Raw genomic sequence first — 26,223 nt, 5'->3', positions numbered from 1 at the left:
CACCATTATATTGAAAGGAAGGCGGGCTGCCCGGTTTCACCCCGCCAGCGCCTGCACTATTTCCTGTCTTAGCTTTTTGCAATCCGCAGGCTTCTGGTCAATCACCGAGCTGCGGTAACTATCGCCGTTCTTGAGCAAGACCCGGATGTAGCATTGCCGGTCCGATTTACCCGGCAGGCCGAATGACACCGAATCGATTGCGCCAGGATAAATGGTCACGCCCTTTACGTTGACGCCTGCAAAGCGCAGGCGCAGGCCCGATGTTGAAACATCCGCCTCGATGAAGCGGGCATACGTCGCATCATACGAACGCCATGCCACAACAAGGAGGGCCACCATCGCCAGGAGTACCACTGGCCACAAATAGAGCTTACGCCCCTGGCTCCGTGCCAACAGCAGGAAGGCGCCAGCCATGACAAGCGTCACGCCAGCACCAACCAGAACATCGGCCACGAACGCTCCTGATACATCACGGCTGTCGGCGAAGATTTGCAGCATCGTCCTTAGTGTCTGCCGTAGACATTTGCAGCCATTTCAGTGCAGCAGCCTGCGCGCATCAAGCTTTAGCCTCATACATTCCCGGAACATAGCGCTCCATGAGTGACCGTGGATACAAGGGCGCCGTGAATCCGAACTGCGCATACAGGCCGTGCGCATCGCCCGTGGCGAGCGTGAACCGGCGCAGCCCCTGAAGCTCAGGATGCGCAAAGACAGCGGCCATCAGCGTTTTGCCATACCCCTGGCCCCGATGTTCGGGCAGGACGAAGACGTCCACCAGGTTGGCGAACGTGGCGTAATCCGAGATCACACGCGCAAATGCGACCTGGTTCTTGCCAAGAAATCCACCGAAGCACAAGGAGTTTTCGATCGAACGCTGGACCAGCGAGCGTGAAATCCCTTTGGCCCAGCTAGATTGCTCTGACAGGAAGCTGTGTACAAGGGAAATGTCCAGCTCGTGCGCGGCAGTGGTGATTCGAAACTCTTCCATCGACCACTAACCTTCCTCACACGGCAGCGGCCCGGCTTCCTTCCTGCCGCTCACGGCGTGCAGCACGGCCGTGTCGTAACCATCAGCTTGTTCAAGGAAGACGACATAATCGGCCACCTTGACAGTGGCTTCCCCCGCGACGCCGCATGCCGGGGCCTGCCGTTGACCAGGCAGGCCAAGAAGCTTTTTGGCTTGCGCATCGTTCTTGAAGCAGAACCAGGGCAAGCGCTGGTCGGATGCTGGGCGTGGCAGCAATGTGGCCGAGCGACCGGTCGGGTAGAAACAGACGCGGCCATCCAACATTTCAAGGCTTGCCGGATCGGTCCTGTACTCGTAGCGCCCGGAAAGTGTGAGGGTTGAAGGGGCAGCGGATGCCGCTGTACTCAAGACGCAAAAAAGGGTGGTGAAGAAGACTGCACGGATGTTCATGTTTGCCAATGTGGTGTTTTGAAAAATATTATCACGTCCCAACGCCGTCCTGTTTGGCTGCCAGCCATTCGGCGATGCGCAATCGGTAGTCCTCTTCGCTTTGAATGGACGCCAAAGCCAGGTATGACTCGTCGGCCGGCGCGATCAAGCCGGATCTAACGAGTCTTCGAAGCTTGTTTTCAATCTGCCGTGGCAAGTTCTCGAGCCATGCGGCGACCGCCTGCATCGCGCCCTCGCTGTCGCCCAGCGACGCCAGGAATATGGCAAGCATCACGAGGTTTCCCTTGGTCCGCATAAATTGGATGACGCCGTCGCTCGTCTCGAACTGGGCCAGCCATGGCAACGCAACTGAAGGCAGCCAGTCCGCCATTTCGCGTTCAAATGCGGCAACGTCTTCGGGAGAATGTATTGGCCAGGCACGCCTTGGCTCGTGCTCCGACAATGCGTACTGGAAATGGCTGGAAGGAATGCTGTAGTCCGGGGCCTGGAGCGATTGCATGACTCCGTGGACCGCTTGCTGGAGCGTCGGGACGAGGCAGCAAATTTCGGCATATAAGGTCCCGCCGCTGGCCGACCACCTTTTGTCCCGGTAGTAGAGAATTTCGCGCTGGGCGTGCCCGGTTTCGTGGAAGAACCTGCGCAAGTCCGGGCCGCTTGCGCGTTGCTTTGAAAAGGAGGAGGCGCCGGCGGTCTCACGAAATATGCGGTCAAGGGACTTGCCGACCAGCGTGTTAAGTGACATCGGTGCATTTCCATTTGGCTGGGTTCTGGTGTGCGGCTGCAATTCAGATCGGCGCGCCGGGCGGGATCGCAGGCAGCGTGCGTAGCTTGACGCTGCGGGGATCCGCGAGGTAGCGCGAAACATGATCGGCCGCCTGGGCGCGGCTGGAAGCCGTTGTGCCTTTGCCGGGGTTTGCTTTCAGCCAGGCGGCGAAGGAACGCAATTGCTGGCGCAGCTCGGCGTCGACATTTGCGTGCAGTTTGCCGCCATCCAATGCCTGCAGCAATGCGTCGAGCACCACCCAGTTGGCGGCCAGCTGCACCGCTTCGCCGCCGGCTACATTGGAGGGCACCGGCCCGCGCTTCCACCCCTGGGCCAAAGCGGCGTCCACCACTTCGACCGTCCCCGGCATGGAAGCGTCACGGGCATGTTGCCAATACAGGCGGTTCAGGCGGCCAGCATCGAACAGAAAACTGGCGGTCTGCGCGGCGCCGGATTCCGCCGCGGAGAGCGCGTCGAACACGGCAGTCATGCGGGTGCCGAAGTATTCCTTGTTGCGCTCGTACCCGATCGAGGGGGGCGACAATTGATCGAGGACGCCTGCCGGCAAGGCGAGATACTCGGCGCGCAGCGTAGCGGCCAGGCGTACCAGGGCAGCCCGCTGGGTCGCAGCGGGAGTGATCCTGATCCCTGCCGCGGCACGGCCCGCACGGATGTCGGCGCTAGTCGCCGATTCGAACTCGCCGCCGGCCAACAGCCGTGCGACCGCTTCTCCCTGGTATCGCTGAAGCAGGTAGACCGGCACGAGCCGTGCTTCCAGCTCACCAGCCTGCCGTTCATCGGGCAGCACGTCAAGCGAGAAGTTATCCAGCGCGCGGCGGCGAATGGCGCCCAGTTGATCCCAGGTCTTCAAGGTATCCGGCCCAAAGTCCCACAACAAGCCGTTTGGATGCAAAGCGCCCGGTGCGCGCGCATCCTCGTCGGAGACATATTGCAGGCCGGCGGCGCGGGCTTCGCTGCGCAGTTTCGCCAATGCCGCGGTTTCGGCTTCTTCGCTGCCGAAATCCCCGTAGATATGCTTGACGACGTAATCATCCCAGGCGCCGACGCCCACGCCGTATGCGTCCTGCAGGTCAATCGCGCCATCTGCGCCCAGCTTCAGCACCGGGTGCGGGTAATCCATTACCGAGCCGTTACCATGGCGGCTTGCGGCAAAATTGTGCGCGAAGCCGAGCGTGTGGCCAACTTCATGCGCTGCGAGCTGGCGCAGGCGCGCCAGCGCCATCTCTTCGGCCAATTTCCGCCGTTCGGCGGGTGCCGATTTACCGTAAGGCGCCAGCAATGCCTCGGCGATCAGGATGTCCTGCCGTACGCGCTGTGAACCGAGCGTCACCGCGCCGCGAACGATCTGTCCGGTCCGCGGATCGGCTATCGCATTGCCATACGACCAGCCGCGCGTGGCGCGGTGTACCCAGGTAATCACGTTATAACGCACGTCGGCAGGATCGGCGCCTTCCGGCATCAATTCGACGCGGAAGCCATCTTTGAAGCCTGCTTTCTCGAAAGCACTTGTCCACCAGCGCGCGCCATCGAGCAGTGCCGAACGCACAGGTTCCGGTGCGCCGCGGTCAAGATAGTAGACGATTGGTTTTCCGCCTTTTTCGAGCCGGTGGCGCACCTGCCAGCGCACGTCCAGGCTGCTGGCTAACGGCGTGGCGAAGTCATAGTAACCGGCGTCGAAGCCGCCGGAGAATGGGTGGTAGCGGCGCGGCCGGTAGTCATTGTCCGGCAGCCTCACCATGGAAATATGCTGGCGCATCGTCACGCTGGCCGGGTCGGCCGCCACCTGTTTTACGTACTCGCCGGTGCCTGGGCCGGCGAACGTGAGCAGGGATTCCAGTTCGATATTATCTGGAAAGGCCTTCGCTTCGGCCGCCAGCACGGCACTGCGCTTTTCATCAAGGCGATAGTTGCCTTGTTTGGTTTCTTCCAGCCGCTGCACCACGCCGTGCTGGTCGGCCAGCAGGAAGCTGGAGAAGTCGACCAGGTGGCGCGCGCCATCGCTGGCGAGGATATCGCCCGACCACAGGACAGCGCCAGCGAAGGATTCGGCTACCGCGTTGCGCTCGTCGGCGTCGGCCGAACGCGCGACAAAGCGGGTGTTTTCCTGCACCAGGAAAAGGCGGTTGCCGTATTTCAGGAAGCGCACCAGCTTCGGACTGCCCGGCTGCGCACGGTCCAGCCCAACGTCGTTTGAACCGAGGGCGTAAGGCAGCGATGAGACCAGCAGGAACGGCTGATCCAGTTCGCGCACGGAAAGCAGCACCCTGCCCCTTTCGGCGTCGCGCCAGACATCGATGAAACCGGGCTGCGCCGCCAGCGACCGGGTCTGCTCGGCGAAGGTCTTAGGCGCTTCCGCCGCCGTGGCCGGCGCAAGCAGGGCTGTCCACAGCAGCAGGAGCGCGCGCATGGCTTACTGGCCGCCGGTGGTGCTTGCCGGTGCAGCTGGCTGCATGTCCAGGGCACGGGTCAGGAAGCCCCAGCGGTCCGCCACTTCCTCGATCTGCTTGGTGGTCGGCTTGCCGGCGCCATGGCCTGCTTTGGCGTCGATGCGGATCAGGATCGGTGCGGCGCTGCCTTGTGCGGCCTGGGCGGCAGCGGCAAACTTGAAGCTGTGCGCCGGCACAACGCGGTCGTCGTGGTCGGCAGTCATCACCATGGTGGCCGGGTAGCAGCCGCCCTGCTTCAAGTTATGCAGCGGGGAGTACTTGACCAACGCCTTGAACTCTTCAGCGTTATCGGAGGAGCCGTAGTCCGAAGCCCATGCCCAGCCGATGGTGAACTTCTGGAAGCGCAGCATGTCCATCACGCCAACCGCGGGCAGCGCCGCGCCAAACAGTTCCGGGCGCTGGGTCATGGCGGCGCCAACCAGCAGGCCGCCGTTGGAGCCGCCGCCGATCGACAGCTTGGCCGGCGTAGTCACCTTGTTCGCCACCAGCCATTCAGCCGCGCCGATAAAGTCATCGAACACGTTCTGCTTCTGCAGCTTGGTGCCGGCCTTGTGCCATGCTTCGCCGTACTCGCCGCCGCCGCGCAGGTTGGCAACCACGTACACGCCGCCCATCTCAACCCATGCCAGGTTCGACACGGAGAAGCCCGGGGTCAAAGAAACATTGAAGCCGCCGTAGCCGTACAGGTAGGTCGGGTTGCTGCCATCCAGCTTCATGCCCTTCTTCGACACGATGAACATTGGCACCCTGGTGCCGTCCTTGCTGGTGAAGAACTCCTGGCGCGTCTCGAAGGCGCTCGGATCGAAATCGACCTTCGGCTGGCGATAGATGCTCGATTTGCCGCTCTTCATGTCCAGGCGGTAGATCGTGGTCGGTGTGGTGAAGCTGGTGTAGGCGTAGAAGGTCTCGGCATCCGTGGCCTTGCCGCCAAAGCCGGAAGCGGTGCCCAGTCCGGGCAGGGAGATCTCGCGCACCGGCTTGCCCTTCAGGTCGAATACCTTGACCGCGCTGTGCGCATCGCTCAGGTAATTCAGCACCAGTTGCTTGTTGATGATGCTGGCTCCGGTCAGGGTTTGCTGGGTTTCCGGAACGATTTCCTTCCAGTTGCCGATGCCCGGCTTGCGGATGTCGATGGCGACAATGCGCGAACGGGGCGCGTCCTTATCGGTCAGGAAATAGAACAGCGGGCCTTCATTGTCGATGAAGCTGTAGGAGGCGTCGAACGCTTCCAGCAGGCCAAGCACTTGCGCATCCCTGGCTTTCAGGTCCTTGATGAATACACGGTTCTTCTGTTCGGTACCATGCGAGCCGTTGATCACCAGGTAGCGGCCATCGTCGGTCACTTCAGCGCCAAAGCCCCATTCCTTCTGGTCCGGACGGTGATAGACCAGCGTATCGGCGCTTTGTCCGGTGCCCAGCTTGTGGAAGTACACTTTCTGGAAGTAGTTCACCCCAGCCAGCTTGCTTTCTTCGGTCGGCTCGTCGTAGCGGCTGTAGTAGAAACCGGAACCATCGGCAGCCCAGGCGGTATTGGAGAACTTGACCCACTTGATGTGGTCGGCCAGGTCCTTGCCGGTAGCGATGTCGCGCACCTTGATTTCATTCCAGTCCGAGCCGGATGCGGCGGTACTGTAAGCCAGGAACTTGCCGTTCGGGCTCACCGCGGTGCCGGCCAGCGCCACGGTGCCGTCAGCGGCCAGGGTATTCGGGTCAAGCAGCACGCGCGGCGTTTCGGACAGGGTTTTAGCGGTATACAAGACCGCCTGGTTCTGCAGGCCGTCGTTGCGGCTGTAGAAATAGCGGCCGCCCTTCTTCGACGGCACGCCGTAGCGTTCATAGTTCCACAGCTTGGTCAGGCGCGCCTTGATCGCTTCGCGCGCGGGAATCTGGGCCAGCCAGGCCTGCGTCACCTTGTTCTGCTCGGCCACCCATGCCTTGGTCTCATTGCTGTTGGCATCTTCCAGCCAGCGGTATGGATCGGCAACCAGGGTGCCGTGATAATTGTCCTGTTGGTCAACCTTCTTGGTAGCTGGGTAGCTCACAGCCGGCACACCTGCCGGGCATGCCTGGCCCTGGGCCAGGGCTGGGCCGGAGAAGGCGGCGATCAGGGAAAGTGCAAGGGTGGCGCGCTTGAATGGCATTTGTCTTCCGTAGAGTGGTTATGATGCGGCAGCGATCATAACTTGAACTTTGACAAATAAGTAACTCTCCAGAGCCCCGGGCGCCGGTTTTTATTCGGCCAAGGCAGCGGCTTTCCAGTTCTCGACCCAGCTTGCCAGCTCGGCGGCAGGGATCGGACGGCTCATATGGTAGCCCTGGCCCTGGTCGCATCCCATCTCCGCCAGGATGCTCCAGGCAGCCTCGCTCTCGATGCCCTCTGCCACCACACGCAGGCCCATATTGTGGCCAAGGTCGATGGTGGAGCGCACGATCTTGGCATCGCCCACGTCGTTCACCATATTCAGTACAAACGATTTATCGATTTTCAGTTCGTCGACCGGCAGCCGTTTCAGGTAAGCCAGCGACGAGTAGCCTGTGCCAAAATCGTCAATCGAAAGATCGCAGCCCATGGCGTGCAGGCGTTCCAGCGTTTGCTGGGCGCGTACCGGGTCGTCCATGATCGCGCTTTCCGTGATCTCCAGGCAGAAGGCACCGGGCGACACATGGTGGCGCATGAAGATTTCGCCGAACTTGAACGGCAATTCCTGGTCCAGCAGGTCGCGGGTGGAGAGGTTGACCGAGACCTTCAGGTGAATGCCGCGCTGCGCCAGTGCATGGCACAACTCCGCCGAACGCTCCAGTACCCAGTGCGTGATCGCGCGGATAAAGCCGGTCTGCTCGGCAAACGGGATGAACTGGTCGGGGAAGACATTGCCGCGCACCGGGTGCTGCCAGCGCACCAGCGCTTCCATGCCGACCACTTGGCCCGTTGCCAGTGTCACCTTGGGCTGGACAAACAGCCGCAGCTCATTGTTTTCCACGGCCTGGCGCAACTCAGTCAGCAGCGACAGGCTTTGCTGGCTGCCCTTGTCGATCGCCTCCTCGTATACCACGGCGCCTTCGTTGCGCTGCTTGGCGGCGTACATGGCAATTTCCGACTTGCCCAGCAGTTCTTCGCCATCCACACCGTTATCCGGGAAGCCGGCGATGCCGATGCCGGCGCCAATGTCGACCATCTGTTCGTCCAGCGAAAGCGGCGACTCCAGCGCCTGCAGGATCTCCGATGCCACCACCACCGCCTGGTCCAGGTCCGAGGCGGGCAGCAGCACGGCGAATTCGTCGCCGCCCAGGCGCGCCACCTGGGCCGGATGGCGGCGGTTGGCCAGCTTCTGCAGCAGGCGGCCTGCCACCTGCTTCAGCAAGGCGTCGCCAAAACTGTGTCCCATCACATCGTTGACGTGCTTGAACCGGTCCAGGTCCATCATCAGCACATAAACGGAACCGCCGCGCTTGCGCGCTTCGCCGATGGCGTCGTTCAGCAGCAGCAGGAACTGTGCGCGATTCGGCAGGTTGGTCAGGGGGTCCCAGTAGGCCAGGCGGCGGATTTCCTGCTCCCGCTTGGCGATACCGTCGCGCATGCTGCCAAAGGCGTGCGCCAGTTCGCCGATTTCATCGGCACGCGAGGTGGCGATATCGACTTTGTAATCGCCCTGCTCCAGCCTTTTCGCGGTATCGGCCAGCTGGCGCAGCGGCTGCGCGATGCGCTTGGCCGTCACCACGCTGGCAATCACGCAGACGATCATGCCGGCCACGGTCAGGCCAAGCAGCCAGCGCTCCAGGCGCGCATACTCGGCCGTAGCCTCGTCGATCGAACGGCCCAGCATCGCCACCGCAATATGCCCATCGTCCTCGCCGATCTTCGTCATATGCACGCTGAGCTTGTCGCCAACGATATCGACGTCGAAGGCTTCGGCCGGCATGCGGCCCATGCCCTGCAGTTGCGCCATGATGCGCTCCACTGCGGCGGGCGCCAGGCTTGATGCCACGGGCAGCCAGCGTCCATGCGGGTCCCGCGTCAGCAGCAGCGTTTGCAGCGCCGTGGTTTCCTGCATATCGCGCGCCAGGCGTTCGTCCAGCGGGAAGGTCATCACCACGAAGCCGATGGTCACCGGTGCCTTGACCGGCACCACCACCACCTGGTACGGCAGCCGTTCGACGATGGCAATGCCGTACGCACCATCCTCCTGCCCGGCCTTGTCCAGCATCGCCTTGACCATGTGTTCCAGCCCCGCCGCCTGCGCATCGCTGGTGGAAGCGACAACATTGCGTTCGGGGCTCACCAGCATTGTCATGGCCGCCTTGATGCGCCGTCCGTGGTTGGCGAGCGCGGACTCGATGGTGGCGCGGTCATCGTCGTCGGTATTGCCGATCGCCGACAGGAAACCGGCGTCCCGCGACAGCAGGCGCGCTCCGTTGCGCAGGTTCTGCGCATTCTGCTCCATCAGGCGGGCAAACACCTTGCTGCCGTTGAGCAGTTCCGAGGCAATCGCAGTGCGGGCATTGCTGTCGATGCCGCGCTGGATCACGACCAGCCCCACCAGCTGCACCACGATCAGCAGCACGAGGAACAAGGTGACGATACGGCTTTCAAGGCTGCGAAATCGCATGGTATCAATAAGCTTGCGCGTCCGGATCGGTTGAGGGTGGCTTCAGCGGGAAGCTGAAGCTGGCGCTTGCAGCGCCGTCGGACAGGCGCACCGCCTGTTCCTGCGCATTGCCGCCCACGATGTCGGGATGCCACGCCTTCAACACGTATTTGCCGGCGGGTGCATCGATGACAACGCTGCCATTGGCGCCAGTCTTGCCAAAATACGGGGTGTCGACGATGCGCACATAGGCAATCATCTTGTCGTGGATATTGCAGCCAAGGACCACGGTACCCGGCTTGTCAAAGGTCTGGGGATCGGCCGTGGTGCCGGAATACAGCTTCTGGTCGAACTTGTGCGGCGCTGAAAACGAGTAGATATGGTGCCGCACCCTGTCGTTATTCGGGAAGTAGATTTTGCTGCCGGTCTGGATGACCGTCACCAGCGGAATGAACTTCAGGCCCTTCTGGCTGATCTCACCGGCTTTCTGCAACTTGGGCAGCGCTGGCCCGCCCTCCGCCTCCAGGTAGACCACCGCCTCGGCCAGCGGCTTGCCGCCGGCGTCCGCGACGTGCACGGTAATCCCGCCGCCGGCAAGGGCGACACTGGAACAACTGAAAGCCGCCAACGCAGCGGAACGGATCAAGGACTGGCTCGGCATCGTTCTCAGTCAAGGTCGTGGAAGCTTATTGTAACGCCAAAAAGTGTTTCCGGCGTTCATCATGCTGTCACAATTTCAGCACAGAATCATGACGTTGCCATTTTTGCGCCCGCCATCGTGAGCACTTCGACTGCCGCCCTCCCGAACAATGTGACTTACCTGCGTGCTCCGCCCGATGCCATGCTCGGCCAGCACCTGCTGGACATCATCGCGCGCCGCCAGTTGCACGCATTGTTCCAGCCCATCGTCCACATGCAAAGCGGCCAGATCATCGCTTACGAAGGCCTGATCCGCGGCCCGTCGGACAGCCCGCTGCATTCGCCGCTCAACCTGTTCCGCGTGGCGCGCGCCAGCAGCCTGTCACGGGAAGTGGAATACCTGTGCCGCCGCATCGTGCTGGAACGCTTCGCCGAACTGCAATTGCCGGGCAAGCTGTTCCTGAACGTGAGCCCGGAATCGCTGGTGCGCCATCACGATGGCAGCCAGGGCGAAACCCTGGGCTACATCCATGAATTCGGCCTCAATCCCGCCAACGTCATTATCGAGCTGACCGAGAACCAGCCGACCTACGACTACGAGCGGATGCGCGAGGCGGTGCTGCATTACCGCAAAATGGGCTTCCAGATCGCGATCGACGACCTGGGCGAGGGCTTCTCCAGCCTGCGCCTGTGGTCCGAGCTGCGCCCGGAGTTCGTCAAGATCGACATGCACTTCATCCAGGGCATCGACCACGACCCGGTCAAGCTGCAGTTCGTGCGCTCGATCCAGGAGATTGCCGACAAATCCAATACCCTCGTCATTTCCGAAGGCATCGAAAAGGCGGCGGAACTGCTGGTGCTGCGCGACCTTGGCATCGCTTATGGCCAGGGCTACCACCTGGGTCGTCCGCACATCCAGCCGGCACGGGCCCTGCCGGCGGAAGTAGTGAAGGTACTGGGCCGCAATGGCGTGGCGGTGTATCCGCAACGCGCTGCCGAGAGAAATGCCGTGTCGATCCGCAAACTGCTGCACAACGTGGCTGCCGTGCCGCCATCGATGAACAACAACGACGTCTATGAAATCTTCATGGCCGATCCCAAGCTGATGATCATTCCAGTCGTCGATTCCGGCCGCCCGCTTGGGCTGGTGTCGCGCTTCGAGATGATCGACCATTTCGCGCGGCCTTACCAACGCGAATTGTATGGAAAGAAATCATGCACTCTTTTCATGGATGCCAAGCCGATCATTGCCGACGTCGACACCAGCCTGCAAGACCTGTCCTGCCGCATGGCTGAATCGGATGCCCACCACCTGTTCAATGGCTTCATCATTACGGAAGACGGCAGCTATATCGGCATGGGCACCGGCCATGACCTGATGCGCGAAATCACGCAGATGCAGATCAACGCCGCGCGCTACGCCAACCCGCTGACGCAGTTGCCCGGCAACGTGCCGATCAACGAACATATCGACCGCCTGCTGCAATGCGCCACCCGCTTCTGGGTGTGCTATGTCGACCTGGACCACTTCAAGCCTTTCAACGATGTCTATGGCTACCGCCGCGGCGACGATGTGATCCAGCTGACAGGGCATATCCTGGCCAAGCACGGCGACCGCAACCGCGATTTCGTCGGCCACATCGGCGGCGACGATTTCGTGATCCTGTTCCAGAGCGAGGACTGGGAGCAGCGCTGCCAGGCCGTGCTGGAAGATTTTGCCACCGCTATCGCGGACTTTTACAGCAACGAAGACCGTGAGCGCGGCGGCTATATCAGCGAAGACCGCCAGGGCAAGAAGGTGTTCTATTCGCTCATGAGCCTGTCGCTTGGCGTCATCCGTGTCGAACCGCACCAGTATTATTCGCATCACCAGATCGCCGCCAGCGCGGCCGACGCGAAGAAGCAGGCCAAAAAGATACATGGCAACAGCCTTTTCATCGATCGCAGGCTGCAAACGCAGGGGGCGTAGTCTATATTGAATTCATGAGCCCCCTGATCTACAGCTTGTGCCAGAAACCCATTGTCGGCTTGGCGATGGCAACGGTCGCGCTGTGTGAATTCCCTCCGCTCATGAAGGACGTCCAGGTGAAGCTCGGCGAAGCGGGCACCGTCGCCAGCGCCGAGGTCCAGGTGCCGGTCGACCTGAGCTACGTCCTGGTGCTCGAAATGCGCAATCCTTCCGGCGATTCCCTGAACCAGCAGGAAGTATCGATCATCGGCGATCGCAGGGTGGAAGATTGCGACGAAGGCACCGACCTGGCCAGGGTCCCCAAACAGCAGCGCGCCAGTTTTGGCCGCCCGATGGCGTTCAAGGTGGAAGTCCGGCGCAAGCCAGACAATATGCTGGTGCATTCGCGCACCGTCAACACCCTGTGCGTGGCCAGCAAATGGGCCAACCAGCGTACGCGCAGCCTGGGCAGCTTCGCGCTGGCGCGCGGCACGTACAGCGTGCGCATCGAAAACGTCGAGGCCCAGCTGGGACTGGAACGCCTGGCCGCCACCATGGTACTGGCGCCGCAATCCGGCCGCCCCATGCCGATCCAGCGCTAACAGGCCGTTTCAGCGCGGGCTGTTGCGCGCCTCCGGCACATGGGGATGCTGCCGCAACGTTTCGTCGAAATCAATATTGCCGTGCACCTGCTCGTCCGGCAAGCCTGCGTTGGCCGCGCCGCCACGCAAGCCGGCCAGGTTGTGCCGCGCCAGCGCATGGCCTTGCGCGGCGGCCCGCCGGTACCAGCGCAGCGCTTCGGCTTCGTCCTGGGTGACACCCTGCCCCGTTGCGTACAGCACGCCCAGGTTATTCTGGGCCGCGGCATCGCCCTTTTCCGCTGCGCTGCGATACCAGTGAACCGCCTGCGCCAGGTCGCGCTGCACACCATCGCCGCTCGCATACAGCACGGCCACGCTGAACTGGGCCTGGGCCGAACCGCCCTCCGCGGCGAGGCTGTACCACATCAGGGCCTGCACGGCGTCGCGCTCCACGCCGGTACCGTGGGCGAACATGCTGCCCAGCAGGCATTGGGCGTGGACTTCGCCGCGCACGGCGGCCTTGCGCAGCCATGCCTGCGCCAGCTTGCAGTCCGCCGCCACGCCGCGCCCATTCAGGTAAGCCTCGCCCAGCAGCGCCTGCGCGCTGGACACGCCTTGCTCCGCGGCGCGGCTGAACCAGCGCGCAGCCATCTCTTCGTTCACGGCCACACCGCGTCCGCGCCGGTACATCTGTCCAAGGTTTTGCTGGGCGGCGGGATCGCCCTGGCGCGCCGCGCGCCGGAACCAGTACACCGCTTCGGCATCGCTGTTGGCGGTGCCTACGCCTTTGTAGTACATGGCGCCGAGCTGGTTCTGGGCGAATGCCAGGCCCTGTAGCGCAGACATGCGCATCCAGCCGAATGCGAGGCGCATGTCGGTTTCGACGCCATGCCCGTTTTTGTACAGAAGCGCCAGGTTGAACTGGGCGTAGGGATTGCCCCGCTGGGCGGGGCCAAGGAACCACCGGAAGATGCGCTCCCGGTCTGCCAGACGTTTGCCCATCGTCGCCTCCATACCCTCGATTGTTATCTAAAGTATAAGAAGCGACTCCGTGCTACGTTTGATTTTGCGCAAACTCAGAACTTGGCGCGCACCCCGAACACGAAACTGCGCCCTGGCATAGGCGAAACGTCCTTCAGGATGGAGGTCGATACGCGGATTTCGTCGTTCAGCAGGTTCTTCGCCAGCACGAACCAGGTCAGGTCCATGTCCTTCAGCTTCTGGGTATACGACAGGTTGGCGTTCAGTTGGTTGTAGGAACCGGTCGGCGTGGATTCGAACGATGCCAGGCGGTCCTGCGACTGTGCGTGGATCCAGGTGGCGCCTGCGCGCCAGTTGGCGCTGCGGTAGCCGATGGTAGCGCCGACGCGCGAGGCAGGCTGCAGCGGCAGGCTGCCGGCATTTTTCAAGTCGCCATGCGAGGTGTCGGCGAACAGCCGGCCGTTCAGGCCCAGGCCCAGCGGGTTGTATTCCACTTCCGCTTCGGCGCCGCGCACGGTGGCATCGCCCTGACTGAAGATGCGCTCGCGCAGCTCGTCGCCGTCATGTCCATCCTCGTCGACGGTGCGGCCGGTCACATGGCCGTAGATGAAGTCGGAAATGCTGTTGTGGAACAGATTGGCTTTCCAGCGCACCAGGCCGGCAGTTTTCTGGACCGAGAACTCGATATTGCGCGAAGTTTCCTTGCGCAGGTTCGGATCGCCCTGGTCAAAGGTGATCGTGGCGTGGTGCGGACCTTCCGAATACAGTTCTTCAGTGCTCGGCGCACGCTGGGCGCGCGACAGGGTCAGGCCGGCCGCATAGCCGGGCGTGAACGACCACAATGCGCCCAGGGCGCCCGATTGCAGCGAGAAGGAGCGGTCCAGGCCCGTAACCGGCCGGCGTTCCACGCGTTCGAAGCGCAGGCCGGCATTGACGCGCACCGGCCCCCATTCCTTTTCTTCGACCAGGAAGCCGGCAGTCGATTTGGAGCGGGTGGCCGGCACGGTGTCGTGGCCGTGCCCATGGCCCTCATGGCCCTCTTCCTCCTCTTCCCCTTCATGCTCATCGCCATGTTCGGCGCTGGCGGCGGAGAAGTGCGTCAGCTCGGTCTGTACGCCGAAAGTGCCATGCCAGCCGCCGATGCCTTTGTGAACCGCCTCGGCGCGTGTTTCCAGCGCACGGTTCTTGAACTCCACTTCCGGCAGGCCGTCCTGGCCCAGCTCCGCGTGGCGGTAGTCGGTGTAGCCGGCCTTGAACTTGGCCGATTCGATGCCGGGCAGCGGGTTCTTGAACAGGCTGTCGATATCGTAGCGGGTCTGGTGCTGGTCGATCACCGAGCCTTCATCGCTTGGCACACTGTACTTGTTGTCCAGGCCGGAAACCGATGCGCCGACATAGCCCCAGCTGTCGATATAGGAACCGCCGAAGCCTGCCCCCTTCTCCCTCGTGCCGGAATTCGGCAGGCGGCCGGAGCCCGAGGCCGGATCGCCTTCGATGCGGCTGCCCGGGATCTTGTAGTCGCCCGAACGGCGGCTGTTGGCATCCAGGTGCAGGGCGACCTTGCCGATTGCGCCGTCGATGGTGCCGGAAACCGCATTCCCATCGTCCACCGTGCTGTAGCGCGCCTCGGCCTGGCCGGTCAGCTTCGGCTCCAGCGCCGGAGGGATGCGCTCGTTCACGACGTTCACCAGGCCGCCGATCGCACCGGAACCGTACAGCAAGGCAGCGGGGCCGCGCAGGATTTCGATCTGGTGCGCCACCGTGCCTTCCGCTGCAACGGCGTGGTCGTTCGACAGCCCCGACACGTCCGATACCGCCATGCCGTTCTCCAGCATCTTCACCCGCGCGCCTTCCAGGCCGCGGATGATCGGGCGCGAGGCGCCGGCGCCGAACGCCGACGAGGACACGCCCAGTTCCGACGACAGCGTCTCGCCCAGCGAATTTCCCATCTTGTCGCGCAGCTCGTCGCCGGACAGCACTTTGGCCGGCAGCAGGATCTGCTCGGTTTCGCCTTTGTGGAAGGGGTTGGCGGTCACGATGACCTTGGTCACTTCGCCGTCATCGGCATGGGCAATGGCGGATACGGCCGACAGGACAGCGCCTGCCAGCAGGGAGTACTTGAAATTCATGTTTAACCTCTGGATACGACAAACAATAGGCGGCGCGCGGCGCACGGCCACGGCAGCGGTAAATGCACAACCTTGTTTGTGTCAGGCCAGGGGTGGAGCGCGTGAATCGTATGCGCGCGCTATGCGGGCGCTGTGCAGCTGAGGAAGGGCGGCACCGGCTTGCGGCGCGCTGTAGTCGACGGTCGGGAATGTGAAGCTTGGCGTGTGGATCGCCGTCGCCAGCGAGGCAAAAGCAGCGCACTGGCTGCAGTTGTGGTCCAGCGCCAGGCCGGCGCTCAGGCCATAGCCGTCAAGCTCGCTAGCCTGCTGCTCAGTGCCGTGGCGGAAATCCGACCAATGCGAAACCGCGTGCGCCATCCCGAGCTGCTGGGACAGGACCAGCAGCATCGCGAGCAGCACGTGCAGCAAATGGCGATTGGCTTTTTTCACGACGGCTATTGTAAGCAGATTATGCAAACTTGCGCAATGCATCACGTGCGAGGCCGGCGCCGATGCTGCCGAACAGATCACCCTCGACCCGCCGCGCGCCCGGCACCAGCGCTGCGATCCGCTCACGCAAGAGGCGCACGCCGCTGGAACCGCCGGTGAAGAAGACGGTATCGACCTGCCCCGCCTGCACGCCGGCGTCGGCCAGCAATTGCGTCACGGTGGCGCCGACGCTGGACACCAGGTGGTCCACCGCCTGATCGAAGCCGCCGCGCGTCACATCCAGCAGAACCGGGGGCGCAAAGCGTTCGAGCTCCAGCTGCACCTCGTCGGCACCGGACAGCCCGATCTTGGCTTCCTCCACCTTCATCGCCAGCCAGTGGCCGGCGCGTTCCTCGATCAGGTGCTGCAGGCGTTCCAGCTTGGCCGGTTCGCGCGCATCGCGGATCATTTCGGTCAACTGGGCCTGCATCTTGCGGGTATATGCCTGATTGATGGTGTGCCAGGTGGCCAGGTTGAAGTAATAGCTGGACGGCACCTCGGCGCCGCTGCGGAACTGGCTGCCATAGCCCAGCAGCGGCATCACGCTCGACAGGCTGAGATACTTATCGAAATCGGTGCCGCCGATATGCACGCCGCCGGTGGCCAGGATATCGTCGGCGCGTTCGCTGCGCGCCACCCGGCCAGGGCCCAGGCGCACCAGGGTGAAGTCGGAAGTGCCGCCGCCGATGTCGGCAATCAGGACCAGTTCTTCGCGATCGATCTGCGACTCGTACTCGAAAGCGGCCGCAATCGGCTCATACTGGAAGGCTACCTCACGGAAGCCGACACTGCGCGCGATTTCTGCCAGCGTATCTTCCGCCAGCTGGTCGGCCGCCTTGTCGTCGTCGATGAAATGCACGGGACGGCCCATCACCACGTGTTCGAAGCGGCGGCCGGCGGCGCTTTCTGCGCGGCGCTTGACCTCCCCGATGAATTGCGCAAGCAACAGGCGGAAAGGCAGCGCACGGCCGCCAACTTCGGTCTGGCCATCGATCAGGCTGGTACCGAGCAGGCTTTTCAGGGAGCGCATCAGCCGCCCTTCGCAGCCGGCCAGGTACTCGGCCAGCGCGGCGCGGCCGTAGCTGGTCTCCTCGTCTTCCGCATTGAAGAAGACCACCGACGGCAGCGTCATCTTGCCGTCTTCAAGCTCCAGCATGATGGGCTGGCCGGGGCGCACCCATCCTACGGTGGAGTTGGAAGTGCCAAAGTCGATGCCGCAAGCCTGTGCCATCTTAATCATCCGAAACCAAAAGGGGCGGTATTTTAACAGAGGGCGGCGCGGCTTGGGCGCCACAGCGCGACACCGCCCGCCGCTTGTAAAACTGGGGAAATTATTGCCATGTGGTAAGATTGGGGTTTATTTTCAAAATCGCAAGCATCTCCGCCGCCATCCTGCCTTCATGCGTCAACCCAAGCCACAACCCGCGGTCAGCCTTGCCGAACAAAAGGCCATCATCCTGCGCGAGGGACGCCGCGTCACCTCCTATGATGTCGCGCTGGTGGCAGGCGTATCGCAATCGGCCGTCTCGCGCTGTTTCAAGCCCGGTGCCAGCGTATCGAAAGCCACGTATGCGCGGGTGATGAAGGCGGCCGAAGGGCTCGAGTACATCCCGAACGCTGCCGCGCGCAGCCTGATCACGCGCCGCACCAATATCGTGGCGATCGTGGTGTCCCATACCAGCATGCTGTACAACCCGGCGGCCTTGTCGGAACTTAGCCAGCAGCTTAACCGCCGCGGCAAGCGCGCCCTGCTCTTCACCATGCAGCATGAGGGCGAGATCGAGAACATCCTGACCGAAATCTGGCAGTTCCAGGTGGACGGCGTGGTGGCGGCTTCCAGACTGGCCGAAGCGCATGTCGAGGAATTCAAACGCAGGAAGGTTCCGCTGGTGGTATTCAACCGCCACCTGCGCGATCTGAACGTCAATACGGTGCTGTGCGACCAGTATGAGGCCAGCCGCGCGCTGGTGACGCGCCTGGCGGCTGCCGGGCATCGCCAGTTCGCCCTGATTGGCGGGCCGGAGCAAAATTCGGTGGCGCGCGAGCGCTTGCGCGGGGCGCTGGACCGGATCGCGGAACTTGGGCTGCCGGCGGCGCCGGTGTTCCATGGCTGCTTTGACTATTCCAGCGGCGTGGCGGGACTGCATGAACTGATCGCACGCATAGGCGCCGTGCCGGATACCGTGATCTGCGGTAACGACGCCATGGCGATGGGCTGCGTCGACGCGGCGCGCCAGCATTTGCATATCGACGTGCCGTCGCAGATGTCGGTGGTCGGGTGCGATGCGGTCGAGGGTTCGCATTGGCTGAGCTATGAGCTCACGACCTTGAAGCAGCCATTGCACAAGATGGCGGTGGCGACTGCGGACCTGATTTGCAGCCTGATCGAGGCTGACGGCGAAGCGGAGGCTGAGAAGCGGGTGTTTGCGGCGCAGTTTGTCGAGGGCGAGACGGCGCGGCTGGTGCTGCCGAAGGCTGCTCTTGTTGCCTGAAAACCGGTAAACCAGTGTCTGACCCATAGGGTCAGACACGGTCTGATCGTCGGGGGTCTGACTCTGCGGGTCAGACCCCGGTCTACCGGTTCTAGCCCGCAGCGATGCGGTTGGCGATATGCCGCAGCGACTCCTCCACCTGATCCACCAGGATCAGGCAAAGATCGCCATCCTGCAGCCGATCCATCGCCGTATCAATTGCAATGAATTCACCGGTAATGGTGTCGATACGGGTGGTGCGGCTCGCGCCCACCAGGCCCTGGCGCAGCAGGCCAACCACTTCACCGTCGGCACGCCCGCGCTGGCAGGCGTCCTGGTACAGGATCACATCGTCAAAAGCCTTGCCGAGGATCTCGGTCTGTTCGCGGATATCCTGGTCGCGGCGGTCGCCGGCCCCGGAGATCACCACTGAGCGGCGCTTGGCCGGCATCGCATCGACGGCCTGCACCAGAGCCAGCATCGCATCCGGATTGTGGCCATAGTCCGCGATCACGGTCGCGCCGCGGTACTTGAAGATATTGAAGCGGCCCGGCGCATTGTGGCTGTCGGTGGTAAAGCTCAGCAAGCCGCGGCGGATCGAATCCCAGTCGATGCCCGCTGCCCATGCCGCAGCCACCGCCGCCATGGTGTTCTCCACCTGGAAGCCGATGGTGCCGTTGAAGGTGATCGGCACGTCGGCCAGCGGGATGCGCTGCTCGTTCTTGCCTTCCACCGCCACCAGCTGGCCGTTATCGATATACACGGTACGCTTGCCCTGCGCCAGGTGGGTCGCCACCACCGGATGGTAGCGGTCCGCGCCAAAGAAGATCACCTTGCCCTTGCACTTGGCCGCCATGGCGGCGACGATCGGGTCGGTCGCATTCAGCACGGCATAGCCATGCTCGTCGACGTTCATCACGATGACGCGCTTGAGCACCGCCAGGTCTTCCACGGTGGTGATGTAGTTCAGGCCCAGGTGGTCGCCGGCGCCGATATTGGTCACCACGGCCACTTTGCAGCGGTCGTAAGCCAGGCCTTCGCGCAGGATGCCGCCACGGGCGGTTTCGAATACGGCAGCGTCCACATCCGGGTGCTGCAGCACGTTGCGCGCCGAACGCGGGCCGGAGCAGTCACCGGAATCGATCTGGCGGCCGTTCACGTACACGCCGTCGGTGTTGGTCATGCCTACGCGCAAGCCGGAGGCTGCGATCAGGTGCGCGGTCAGGCGCACGGTGGTGGTCTTGCCATTGGTGCCGGTCACCGCGATGACAGGAATGCGGCCATCGTCGCCTTCAGGGAACATGGCGCTGATGATCGCTTCGCCGATCGGGCGGCCCTTGCCGTAGGACGGCGACAGGTGCATGCGCAGGCCAGGCGCAGCATTGACTTCGACCACGCCGCCATTCTGTTCTTCGATTGGACGCAAAACGGAATCGCACACCACATCCACGCCGCAGATATCGAGGCCGATCATCTGCGCCGCTTCCACCGCGCGCGCCGCCACTTCCGGGTGCACGTCATCGGTCACGTCGGTGGCGGAACCGCCTGTCGACAGGTTCGCATTGTTACGCAGAACGACACGCTGCCCGATCGGCGGCACCGAATCGGCCGCCAGGCCTTGCAGCGCCAGGCGCGCCAGGGCGATATCGTCGAAACGGATCTTGGTCAGTGCGGTGCCGTGACCGGTGCCGCGGCGCGGGTCGGAGTTGACGATTTCCACCAGTTCGCGCACGGAGTGCACGCCGTCGCCCACCACATGCGGCGGATCGCGGCGCGCGGCAGCGACCAGCTTGTTGCCGATCACCAGCAGGCGGAAGTCGTGGCCGGCCAGGAAGCGCTCGACCATGATGTCGTCGCGAAATTCCTTGGCGGCGTTGTACGCGGCAATGGTCTGCTCGCGGGTAGTGATGTTGACGGTGACGCCCTTGCCCTGATTGCCGTCCTTCGGCTTGACCACGACCGGCAGGCCGATTTCCAGTGCTGCCTTCCAGGCATCTTCCGCGTTCTCGGCGGTGCGGCCGGTCGGCACCGGCACGCCGGCGGCGTCCAGCAGCTTCTTGGTCAGTTCCTTGTCCTGCGCGATGGTTTCGGCAATCGCGCTGGTGGTGTCCATTTCAGCGGCCTGGATACGGCGCTGCTTGGAGCCCCAGCCGAAACTCACCATCGAGCCTTCGGTCATGCGGCGGAATGGAATCTTGCGCGCGACCGCGGCGTACACGATCGAGCCGGTCGACGGGCCCAGGCGCACATCTTCGTCCAGTTCGCGCAGCTCGTGCAGCGCGCCGGCGAGGTCGAACGGCGTATCGTCGACAGCGGCCTTGATCAGCTTCTCGGCCCATTCCACGGCCAGGCGGCCCACCGCTTCTTCGGTGTATTCGACCACCATCTGGTAGATGCCGTCTTCCAGCGTCTGCGTGGTACGGCTGAAGGTCACAGGGCAGCCGGCTTCAGCCTGCAGGCCCAGTGCCGCCAGTTCCAGCACGTGCGCCATCGGGATGGTGTCGGCGTGGCCGTCGGGCTGCAACTGCGCCAGGCGCGGGAAGCGGGTGCGCAGGCGCACTTCGAAACCAGGGATCTTGTCGACGGAGCGTTCTTCCGGCGTGCAGGACACGATGGCTTCAACAGCCGTATGGTGGCTCCACAGATTAGGGCCGCGCAGTGCGCGGAGGCGAATAACTTCCATTCCTGGTAATCCTTAGTTTTTCTTGGTATTCCACTCGAAGGTGCGCAGCGCGGCACCGATCAGGTCCGGCGACAGGCCCATGGCCCAGCCGGCGCCAATCGCGGCCAATACTGCTTCCTTGCGGTCTTCCCCGCTCGCCGGCAGGCAGGACGGCGGCAGCACTGCCAGCTCGTCGCGGCCGGCCGCCATGACGAAACCGCCATCGCGCAGGAATACGGCGCGGCCGCCATCCTGGCGGTGCGAATCGATGGCCGGCACATGTTCGTCGGTGCCGTAGAAGATCACGTCGCCATCGCACAGTTCGGCCATTTCGACCACTTGCGCGTCGGAAGCGTTCAGCACGGCAGCGCCCTCCGGCAGCACCACATCAACCTGGGTGCGCAGCACGCCATACATCTGTTCGGGAGTGTTGATGTAGAACTCGCCGAGCTCCTCGTGACCGGCGGCGTCGGTCACCACGCCCACCATGCACTTGTCGTAAGAGAAGCCTTCGCTCAGGATCATGCGGCCGGAATTGGCGAAGACCGCCGCTTCCACATTCTTGTTCAGCAGCAGGCGCTCGCCCGACTCCCACTCGGTCAGCGGGCCGCGCGCCACATTGCGGCCGTTCAGGAACACGCCCTGGTCGGTCGCGGTACCGACGTAGCGCCCGCTCATTTGCAGCAGCCAGCCGATCAGGCGGGCAATCAGGGCGTTCTGGCGGCTGCCTGCCACGCCCACGATCGGGATGCGGCCGTCCTCGCCTTCAGCAAACAATTGGTCGCAGATGGCGTGGCCCACCGGGCGCGCCACGCCGCCGGCGGCCGGCTTCAGGTGGGCCAGCAGGCCCGGGCTCGCGTTCACTTCGATGATCGCGCCGCCCTGCTCTTCCAGCGGCCTGGAGATGTCGGCGGCCACCAGGTCGATGCCGGCGATGTCGAGGCCGATGGTGCGCGCAGCCAGCGCCGCCATCTCGGCGACGGCCGGGTGCACCAGGTCGGTCACGTCGTTGGCGACATTGCCGTTCACCTGGATCAGTACCTTGCGGCCGGCTTCGACCACCGAGTCCGGAGTCAGGCCCTGGCGTTTCAGGTCCAGCTGCACTTCTTCCGACTTTTTCGGTTCGACGATATTCAGCGGGAATTCTTCGGTGGTGCCGCGGCGCGGATCGGTGTTGATCTGGCTGTCGACCAGCTCCTGCACCGAGGACTTGCCGTCGCCGGTCACCCACAGCGATTCGCCCATGGAAGCTGCAACCATGCGGCGGCCGACCACCAGGAGCCGGTGTTCATTACCGACGATGAATTTCTCGACAATCACGCTCTTGCTGCCGCCGCGCACCACGGCGATATCGTAGGCAGCGCGCACGTCGGCTTCGGTCATCAGGTTCAGCGACACGCCGCGGCCATGGTTGCCGTCGTACGGCTTGACGGCCACCGGCAAGCCGATGTCCTGCGCCTCTTCCCACGCTTCGTCGGCGCTCTTGACCAGGGTACCTTCCGGCACCGGCACACCGACGGACTTCAGCAAGTCCTTGGTCATGTCCTTGTCGGAAGCGATGCCTTCCGCGATGGCGGAGGTGTTGTCGGTCTCCGCGGTCCAGATGCGGCGCTGGCGGGCGCCGTGGCCCAATTGCACCAGGTTGCCGTCGGTCAGGCGGATGTGCGGGATCTTGCGGTCGGTCGCCGCGTCCACGATGGAGCCGGTCGATGGACCGAGGCACAGCGATTCGACCATCGAGTTCAGCTTTTCAACGGTGGCGGCCAGGTCGTATGGCCTGTCTTCGACAGCAGCCATCAGCAGTTCTTTGCCGGCGGCCAGTGCGGCGCGGCCAACCTGTTCCTGGCGGGTGCGGAACGCCATCTTATAAATACCGCTGCCTTCGGCAGTCTGGCGGGTCTTGCCGAAACCGGTACGCATGCCGGCCAGGTTTTGCAGCTCCAGCACCACGTGTTCCAGGATGTGGCCGGCGTAGGTGCCATCGCGCAGGCGCTCGAGGAAGCCGCCACGCTCACCGACGCCGCAACGATGCTCGACCAGGCCAGGCAGCAAGGCGATCAGGCGTTCATAAAGACCGGGGAGTTTGTTCGAGGGGTAGTTTTCAAGCTCGCCGATATCCAGCCAGGCCTCGATCACCGGGCGATAGGTCCAGATGTTCGGTCCGCGCAGGTGTGTTACACGGAGAAACTCAATGTCTTTCTTTTTTGTCATGTTTTAGCTCTTGTACCTCTTGCGGTATACTCCGCCCGTCCTTCTATTTTCCCACTGTTTCGCAATTCTTGCCACTTGGCAAAGAGTGCCGGAGTCTGATCCACAATGATAACAAACCAACTTTCCTCTGAGCTCAGCCTGACAGAACTTCCCGACAGGTGGCGCACAGAGTTGCCAGCGCTTGCCCCCGAAGAAAACGTACTTGGCGCGCTGGAGGTTGACCTGGACTCCAAGCTTCACTTCCACAAAGGCCTGGTGCTCCTCACGGAGCGCCGCATTATGGCACGTGCACCCGGTGAAACGGTATGGCGCGATTGGACTTATCGTGCCGGCATGTCGCTAAAACTGCACGACCACGCCGGCGTGGGCCACCTTGAGCTGGTGGATGACACGCAGCGCCTTGCCGCATGGCGCTTCACGCTGGGCCAGAACCTGCTGGCGATCCGCCTGTCCGAAAACTTCCCGCGCCTGCTGGAAGCGCACATCCATGGCAAGCCGCTGCAGCAGGTCGAACAGAACTCCTGCCCCACCTGCAAGGCGCCGCTGGAAGCGGACCAGGAGGAATGCCCGGTGTGCACCAAGGTCGTCCACACGCCGCCCTCCACCTGGACCCTGTTCCGCCTGTGGCGCTTTGCCAAGCCATACCAATGGCAGCTGGCGCTCGGCTTTGCAATGATGCTGCTCTCCACCGGCGCGCACCTGATCCCGCCGTACATCATCATGCCGCTGACGGACAATGTGCTGATCCCGTACCAGAACGGCAAGCCCGTCGAACACATGCTGGTAGTCCAGTACATGGCAGCCCTCACCGGCGCCGCCGTGCTGGCCTGGATCTTTGGCTGGGCCAAGACCTATGTGCTGGCACTGGTGTCCGAACGCATCGGCGCCGACCTGCGCACCACGACGTATGAGCACCTGCTACGCATGTCGCTCGAATACTTCGGCGGCAAGCGCACCGGCGACCTGATGTCGCGCATCGGCTCCGAATCGGACCGCATCTGCGTCTTCCTGTCCCTGCACCTGCTCGATTTCGCCTCCGATGTCCTGATGATCGTCATGACCGGCGTGATCCTGTTTACCATCGATCCCTGGCTGGCCATCGCCACGCTGCTGCCGCTGCCGTTCATCGCCTGGATGATCCACCTGGTGCGCGACCGGCTGCGCACCGGCTTCGAAAAGATCGACCGCGTGTGGGGCGAAGTGACCAACGTGCTGGCCGATACCATTCCCGGCATCCGCGTGGTGAAAGCCTTTGCGCAGGAGACCCGCGAAGCGACCCGCTTCCGTACTGCCAACAAGCATAACCTGGCCGTCAACGACAAACTGAACAAAGTGTGGTCGCTGTTCTCGCCGACCGTGTCCTTCCTGACCGAACTGGGCATCCTGGTGATCTATGTGTTCGGCATCTGGATGATCTCGAAGCACAACATCACCGTTGGCGTGCTGAGTTCCTTCGTCCTGTACGCCAACCGCTTCTATGGCAAGCTGGACTCCATGAGCCGCATCGTGTCGGTGACGCAGAAATCCGCTTCCGCCGCCAAGCGCATCTTCGACATCCTGGACCACGTTTCAAGCGTGCCGGACCCGGCGCAGCCGGTGAAGGTCGAGAAGATCAAGGGCGACATCACCCTGCGCGAAGTCGGCTTCCGCTACGGTAACCGCGCAGTCAACCGCGGCGTCAACCTGGAGATCAAGGCCGGCGAAATGATTGGCCTGGTCGGTCATTCCGGGTCCGGCAAATCGACCCTGGTCAACCTGATCTGCCGCTTCTACGACGTGGCCGAAGGCGCGATCCTGCTGGATGGGGTGGATATCCGCAATTACGCGGTGTCGGATTACCGCCGCAACATCGGCCTGGTGCTGCAGGAGCCTTTCCTCTTCTTCGGTACCATCGCCGAGAATATCGCCTACGGCAAGCCGGAAGCGACCCGCGAAGAGATCATGAAGGCTGCCCGCGCAGCGCACGCCCACGACTTCATCCTGCGCCTGCCGCAAGGCTACGACTCGATGGTGGGCGAGCGCGGCCAGGGCCTGTCGGGCGGTGAGCGCCAGCGTATTTCGATCGCACGCGCACTGCTGATCGACCCGCGCATCCTGATCCTGGACGAAGCGACTGCATCGGTCGATTCGGAAACCGAAAAGGAAATCCAGAAGGCGCTGGACAACCTGGTGGCCGGCCGCACCACCATCGCCATTGCGCACCGCCTGTCCACGCTGCAGCGGGCCAATCGCCTGGTGGTGATGGACCGCGGCAAGGTGGTCGAAGAAGGCCCGCACGAAGAACTGATGGCCAGGGAAGGCGCCTACTACCGCCTCTACCAGGCGCAGGCACGAAACGTCGATACCGACATGGATGACAAAGCAAAGAGCCGTGAAGATGATTAACTTTTCCTTGAGCCGCGACAGTTTCGGCAAGCTGAACCTGATCGACGCCAACGGCGTCCTGCATGAAGGCGTATCGCCGGTACGCGCGTTTCCCATCCAGGCCCCGGAAGAAGGACTGTCGCTGGTCAACACCGACGGCAAGGAAGTGGCCTGGCTGGACCGCATTTCCGACCTGTCGCCGCAGATGGCCGACATCGTGCGCGAAGAACTGGCAGGGCGCGAGTTCATGCCGGTGATTCAGCGCATCGTGGAGGTGGGCAGCTATGCCTGCCCTTCCACCTGGACCGTCGACACCGACCGCGGCGCAACCAGCTTCGTGCTGCGCGGCGAGGAAGACATCAGGCGCATCGGCAGCGTGTCGCTGCTGGTGTCCGACAGCCACGGCATCCACTTCCTGATCCGCGACCAGTTTGCGCTGGATAAGCACAGCAAGAAGATCCTGGACCGCTTCCTGTAAAAATTGACATGGATCATGTGCCGTCCTGTTTCCGGGCGGCACAATTGCGGTTCGACA

At 63.0% G+C, this 26,223-nt stretch carries 19 protein-coding genes; 5 read left to right on the top strand and 14 right to left on the bottom strand.

The features are described 5' to 3' along the window. Nucleotides 1-36: 36 nt before the first annotated feature. From ACWBU6_RS15495 to ACWBU6_RS15460, 8 genes are all read right to left on the bottom strand, one after another. Nucleotides 37-498 carry a hypothetical protein gene (locus ACWBU6_RS15495; protein ID WP_452644313.1) on the bottom strand — a complete coding sequence of 154 codons (462 nt, stop codon included), beginning with the start codon at nucleotides 496-498 and terminating at the stop codon, nucleotides 37-39. A gap of 58 nt (nucleotides 499-556) precedes the next feature. Next, a complete protein-coding gene (locus ACWBU6_RS15490; protein WP_452644312.1) occupies nucleotides 557-988 on the bottom strand; it encodes a GNAT family N-acetyltransferase in 432 nt (143 codons plus the stop codon). Nucleotides 989-994: 6 nt separating this feature from the next. Continuing rightward, nucleotides 995-1,417 (bottom strand): hypothetical protein, encoded by a 423-nt coding sequence (locus ACWBU6_RS15485; RefSeq protein ID WP_452644311.1) that lies wholly within the window; start codon nucleotides 1,415-1,417, stop codon nucleotides 995-997. A 31-nt stretch (nucleotides 1,418-1,448) separates the two neighbouring features. Then, nucleotides 1,449-2,159: a hypothetical protein gene (locus tag ACWBU6_RS15480; protein ID WP_452644310.1), complete on the bottom strand. Its 711-nt coding sequence runs from the start codon at nucleotides 2,157-2,159 to the stop codon at nucleotides 1,449-1,451. Nucleotides 2,160-2,202: 43 nt separating this feature from the next. Next, a complete protein-coding gene (locus tag ACWBU6_RS15475; protein ID WP_452644309.1) occupies nucleotides 2,203-4,608 on the bottom strand; it encodes a zinc-dependent metalloprotease in 2,406 nt (801 codons plus the stop codon). Between the two features lie 3 nt (nucleotides 4,609-4,611). Next, nucleotides 4,612-6,789, bottom strand: a complete 2,178-nt coding sequence (locus ACWBU6_RS15470) for a prolyl oligopeptidase family serine peptidase (RefSeq protein WP_452644307.1) — start codon at nucleotides 6,787-6,789, stop codon at nucleotides 4,612-4,614. A 90-nt stretch (nucleotides 6,790-6,879) separates the two neighbouring features. Then, nucleotides 6,880-9,255 (bottom strand): putative bifunctional diguanylate cyclase/phosphodiesterase, encoded by a 2,376-nt coding sequence (locus tag ACWBU6_RS15465; RefSeq protein WP_452644305.1) that lies wholly within the window; start codon nucleotides 9,253-9,255, stop codon nucleotides 6,880-6,882. A 4-nt stretch (nucleotides 9,256-9,259) separates the two neighbouring features. Continuing rightward, nucleotides 9,260-9,895 carry a methylamine utilization protein gene (locus tag ACWBU6_RS15460; protein ID WP_452644303.1) on the bottom strand — a complete coding sequence of 212 codons (636 nt, stop codon included), beginning with the start codon at nucleotides 9,893-9,895 and terminating at the stop codon, nucleotides 9,260-9,262. A gap of 180 nt (nucleotides 9,896-10,075) precedes the next feature. Here ACWBU6_RS15460 and ACWBU6_RS15455 point away from each other — a divergent pair, with 180 nt between their 5' ends. Then, nucleotides 10,076-11,842, top strand: a complete 1,767-nt coding sequence (locus ACWBU6_RS15455) for an EAL domain-containing protein (protein WP_452649571.1) — start codon at nucleotides 10,076-10,078, stop codon at nucleotides 11,840-11,842. A gap of 14 nt (nucleotides 11,843-11,856) precedes the next feature. After that, entirely contained in the window at nucleotides 11,857-12,423 is a 567-nt protein-coding gene (locus tag ACWBU6_RS15450) for a hypothetical protein (protein ID WP_452644301.1), read from the top strand. A gap of 9 nt (nucleotides 12,424-12,432) precedes the next feature. On the opposite strand, the gene ACWBU6_RS15445 is transcribed toward ACWBU6_RS15450, so the two are convergent. The 4 genes from ACWBU6_RS15445 to ACWBU6_RS15430 all read right to left on the bottom strand — a co-directional run bounded on the left by ACWBU6_RS15445 (nucleotide 12,433) and on the right by ACWBU6_RS15430 (nucleotide 17,211). Continuing rightward, entirely contained in the window at nucleotides 12,433-13,404 is a 972-nt protein-coding gene (locus ACWBU6_RS15445) for a tetratricopeptide repeat protein (protein ID WP_452644299.1), read from the bottom strand. Between the two features lie 74 nt (nucleotides 13,405-13,478). Continuing rightward, the gene (locus ACWBU6_RS15440) at nucleotides 13,479-15,512 is read right to left on the bottom strand and encodes a TonB-dependent receptor (RefSeq protein ID WP_452644297.1); all 2,034 of its coding nucleotides are present in this window, start codon (nucleotides 15,510-15,512) and stop codon (nucleotides 13,479-13,481) included. A gap of 81 nt (nucleotides 15,513-15,593) precedes the next feature. After that, nucleotides 15,594-15,941, bottom strand: a complete 348-nt coding sequence (locus tag ACWBU6_RS15435) for a hypothetical protein (RefSeq protein WP_452644295.1) — start codon at nucleotides 15,939-15,941, stop codon at nucleotides 15,594-15,596. A 19-nt stretch (nucleotides 15,942-15,960) separates the two neighbouring features. Further along, entirely contained in the window at nucleotides 15,961-17,211 is a 1,251-nt protein-coding gene (locus tag ACWBU6_RS15430) for an Hsp70 family protein (protein ID WP_452644293.1), read from the bottom strand. Between the two features lie 169 nt (nucleotides 17,212-17,380). Between ACWBU6_RS15430 and ACWBU6_RS15425 the strand changes: the two genes are divergently transcribed. Further along, entirely contained in the window at nucleotides 17,381-18,472 is a 1,092-nt protein-coding gene (locus ACWBU6_RS15425; RefSeq protein ID WP_452644291.1) for a LacI family DNA-binding transcriptional regulator, read from the top strand. A gap of 91 nt (nucleotides 18,473-18,563) precedes the next feature. On the opposite strand, the gene cphA is transcribed toward ACWBU6_RS15425, so the two are convergent. Next, on the bottom strand, nucleotides 18,564-21,134 hold the full coding sequence (gene cphA / locus ACWBU6_RS15420) for a cyanophycin synthetase (protein WP_452644289.1): 2,571 nt from the start codon (nucleotides 21,132-21,134) through the stop codon (nucleotides 18,564-18,566). Between the two features lie 12 nt (nucleotides 21,135-21,146). Further along, complete coding sequence (locus ACWBU6_RS15415; RefSeq protein WP_452644287.1) at nucleotides 21,147-23,324, bottom strand: cyanophycin synthetase; 2,178 nt, start codon at nucleotides 23,322-23,324, stop codon at nucleotides 21,147-21,149. Nucleotides 23,325-23,429: 105 nt separating this feature from the next. Here ACWBU6_RS15415 and ACWBU6_RS15410 point away from each other — a divergent pair, with 105 nt between their 5' ends. Further along, nucleotides 23,430-25,709, top strand: a complete 2,280-nt coding sequence (locus ACWBU6_RS15410) for a cyanophycin metabolism-associated ABC transporter (RefSeq protein ID WP_452644285.1) — start codon at nucleotides 23,430-23,432, stop codon at nucleotides 25,707-25,709. Further along, the gene (locus tag ACWBU6_RS15405; protein WP_452644283.1) at nucleotides 25,702-26,166 is read left to right on the top strand and encodes a cyanophycin metabolism-associated DUF1854 family protein; all 465 of its coding nucleotides are present in this window, start codon (nucleotides 25,702-25,704) and stop codon (nucleotides 26,164-26,166) included. The genes ACWBU6_RS15410 and ACWBU6_RS15405 overlap by 8 nt, the downstream gene beginning before the upstream one ends. The last annotated feature ends 57 nt before the right edge of the window (nucleotides 26,167-26,223 follow it).

Source organism: Pseudoduganella sp. HUAS MS19 (assembly GCF_053615455.1).
Note: the sequence above shows the minus strand (reverse complement) of the source record. Positions and strands in the feature narration are given on the sequence as shown.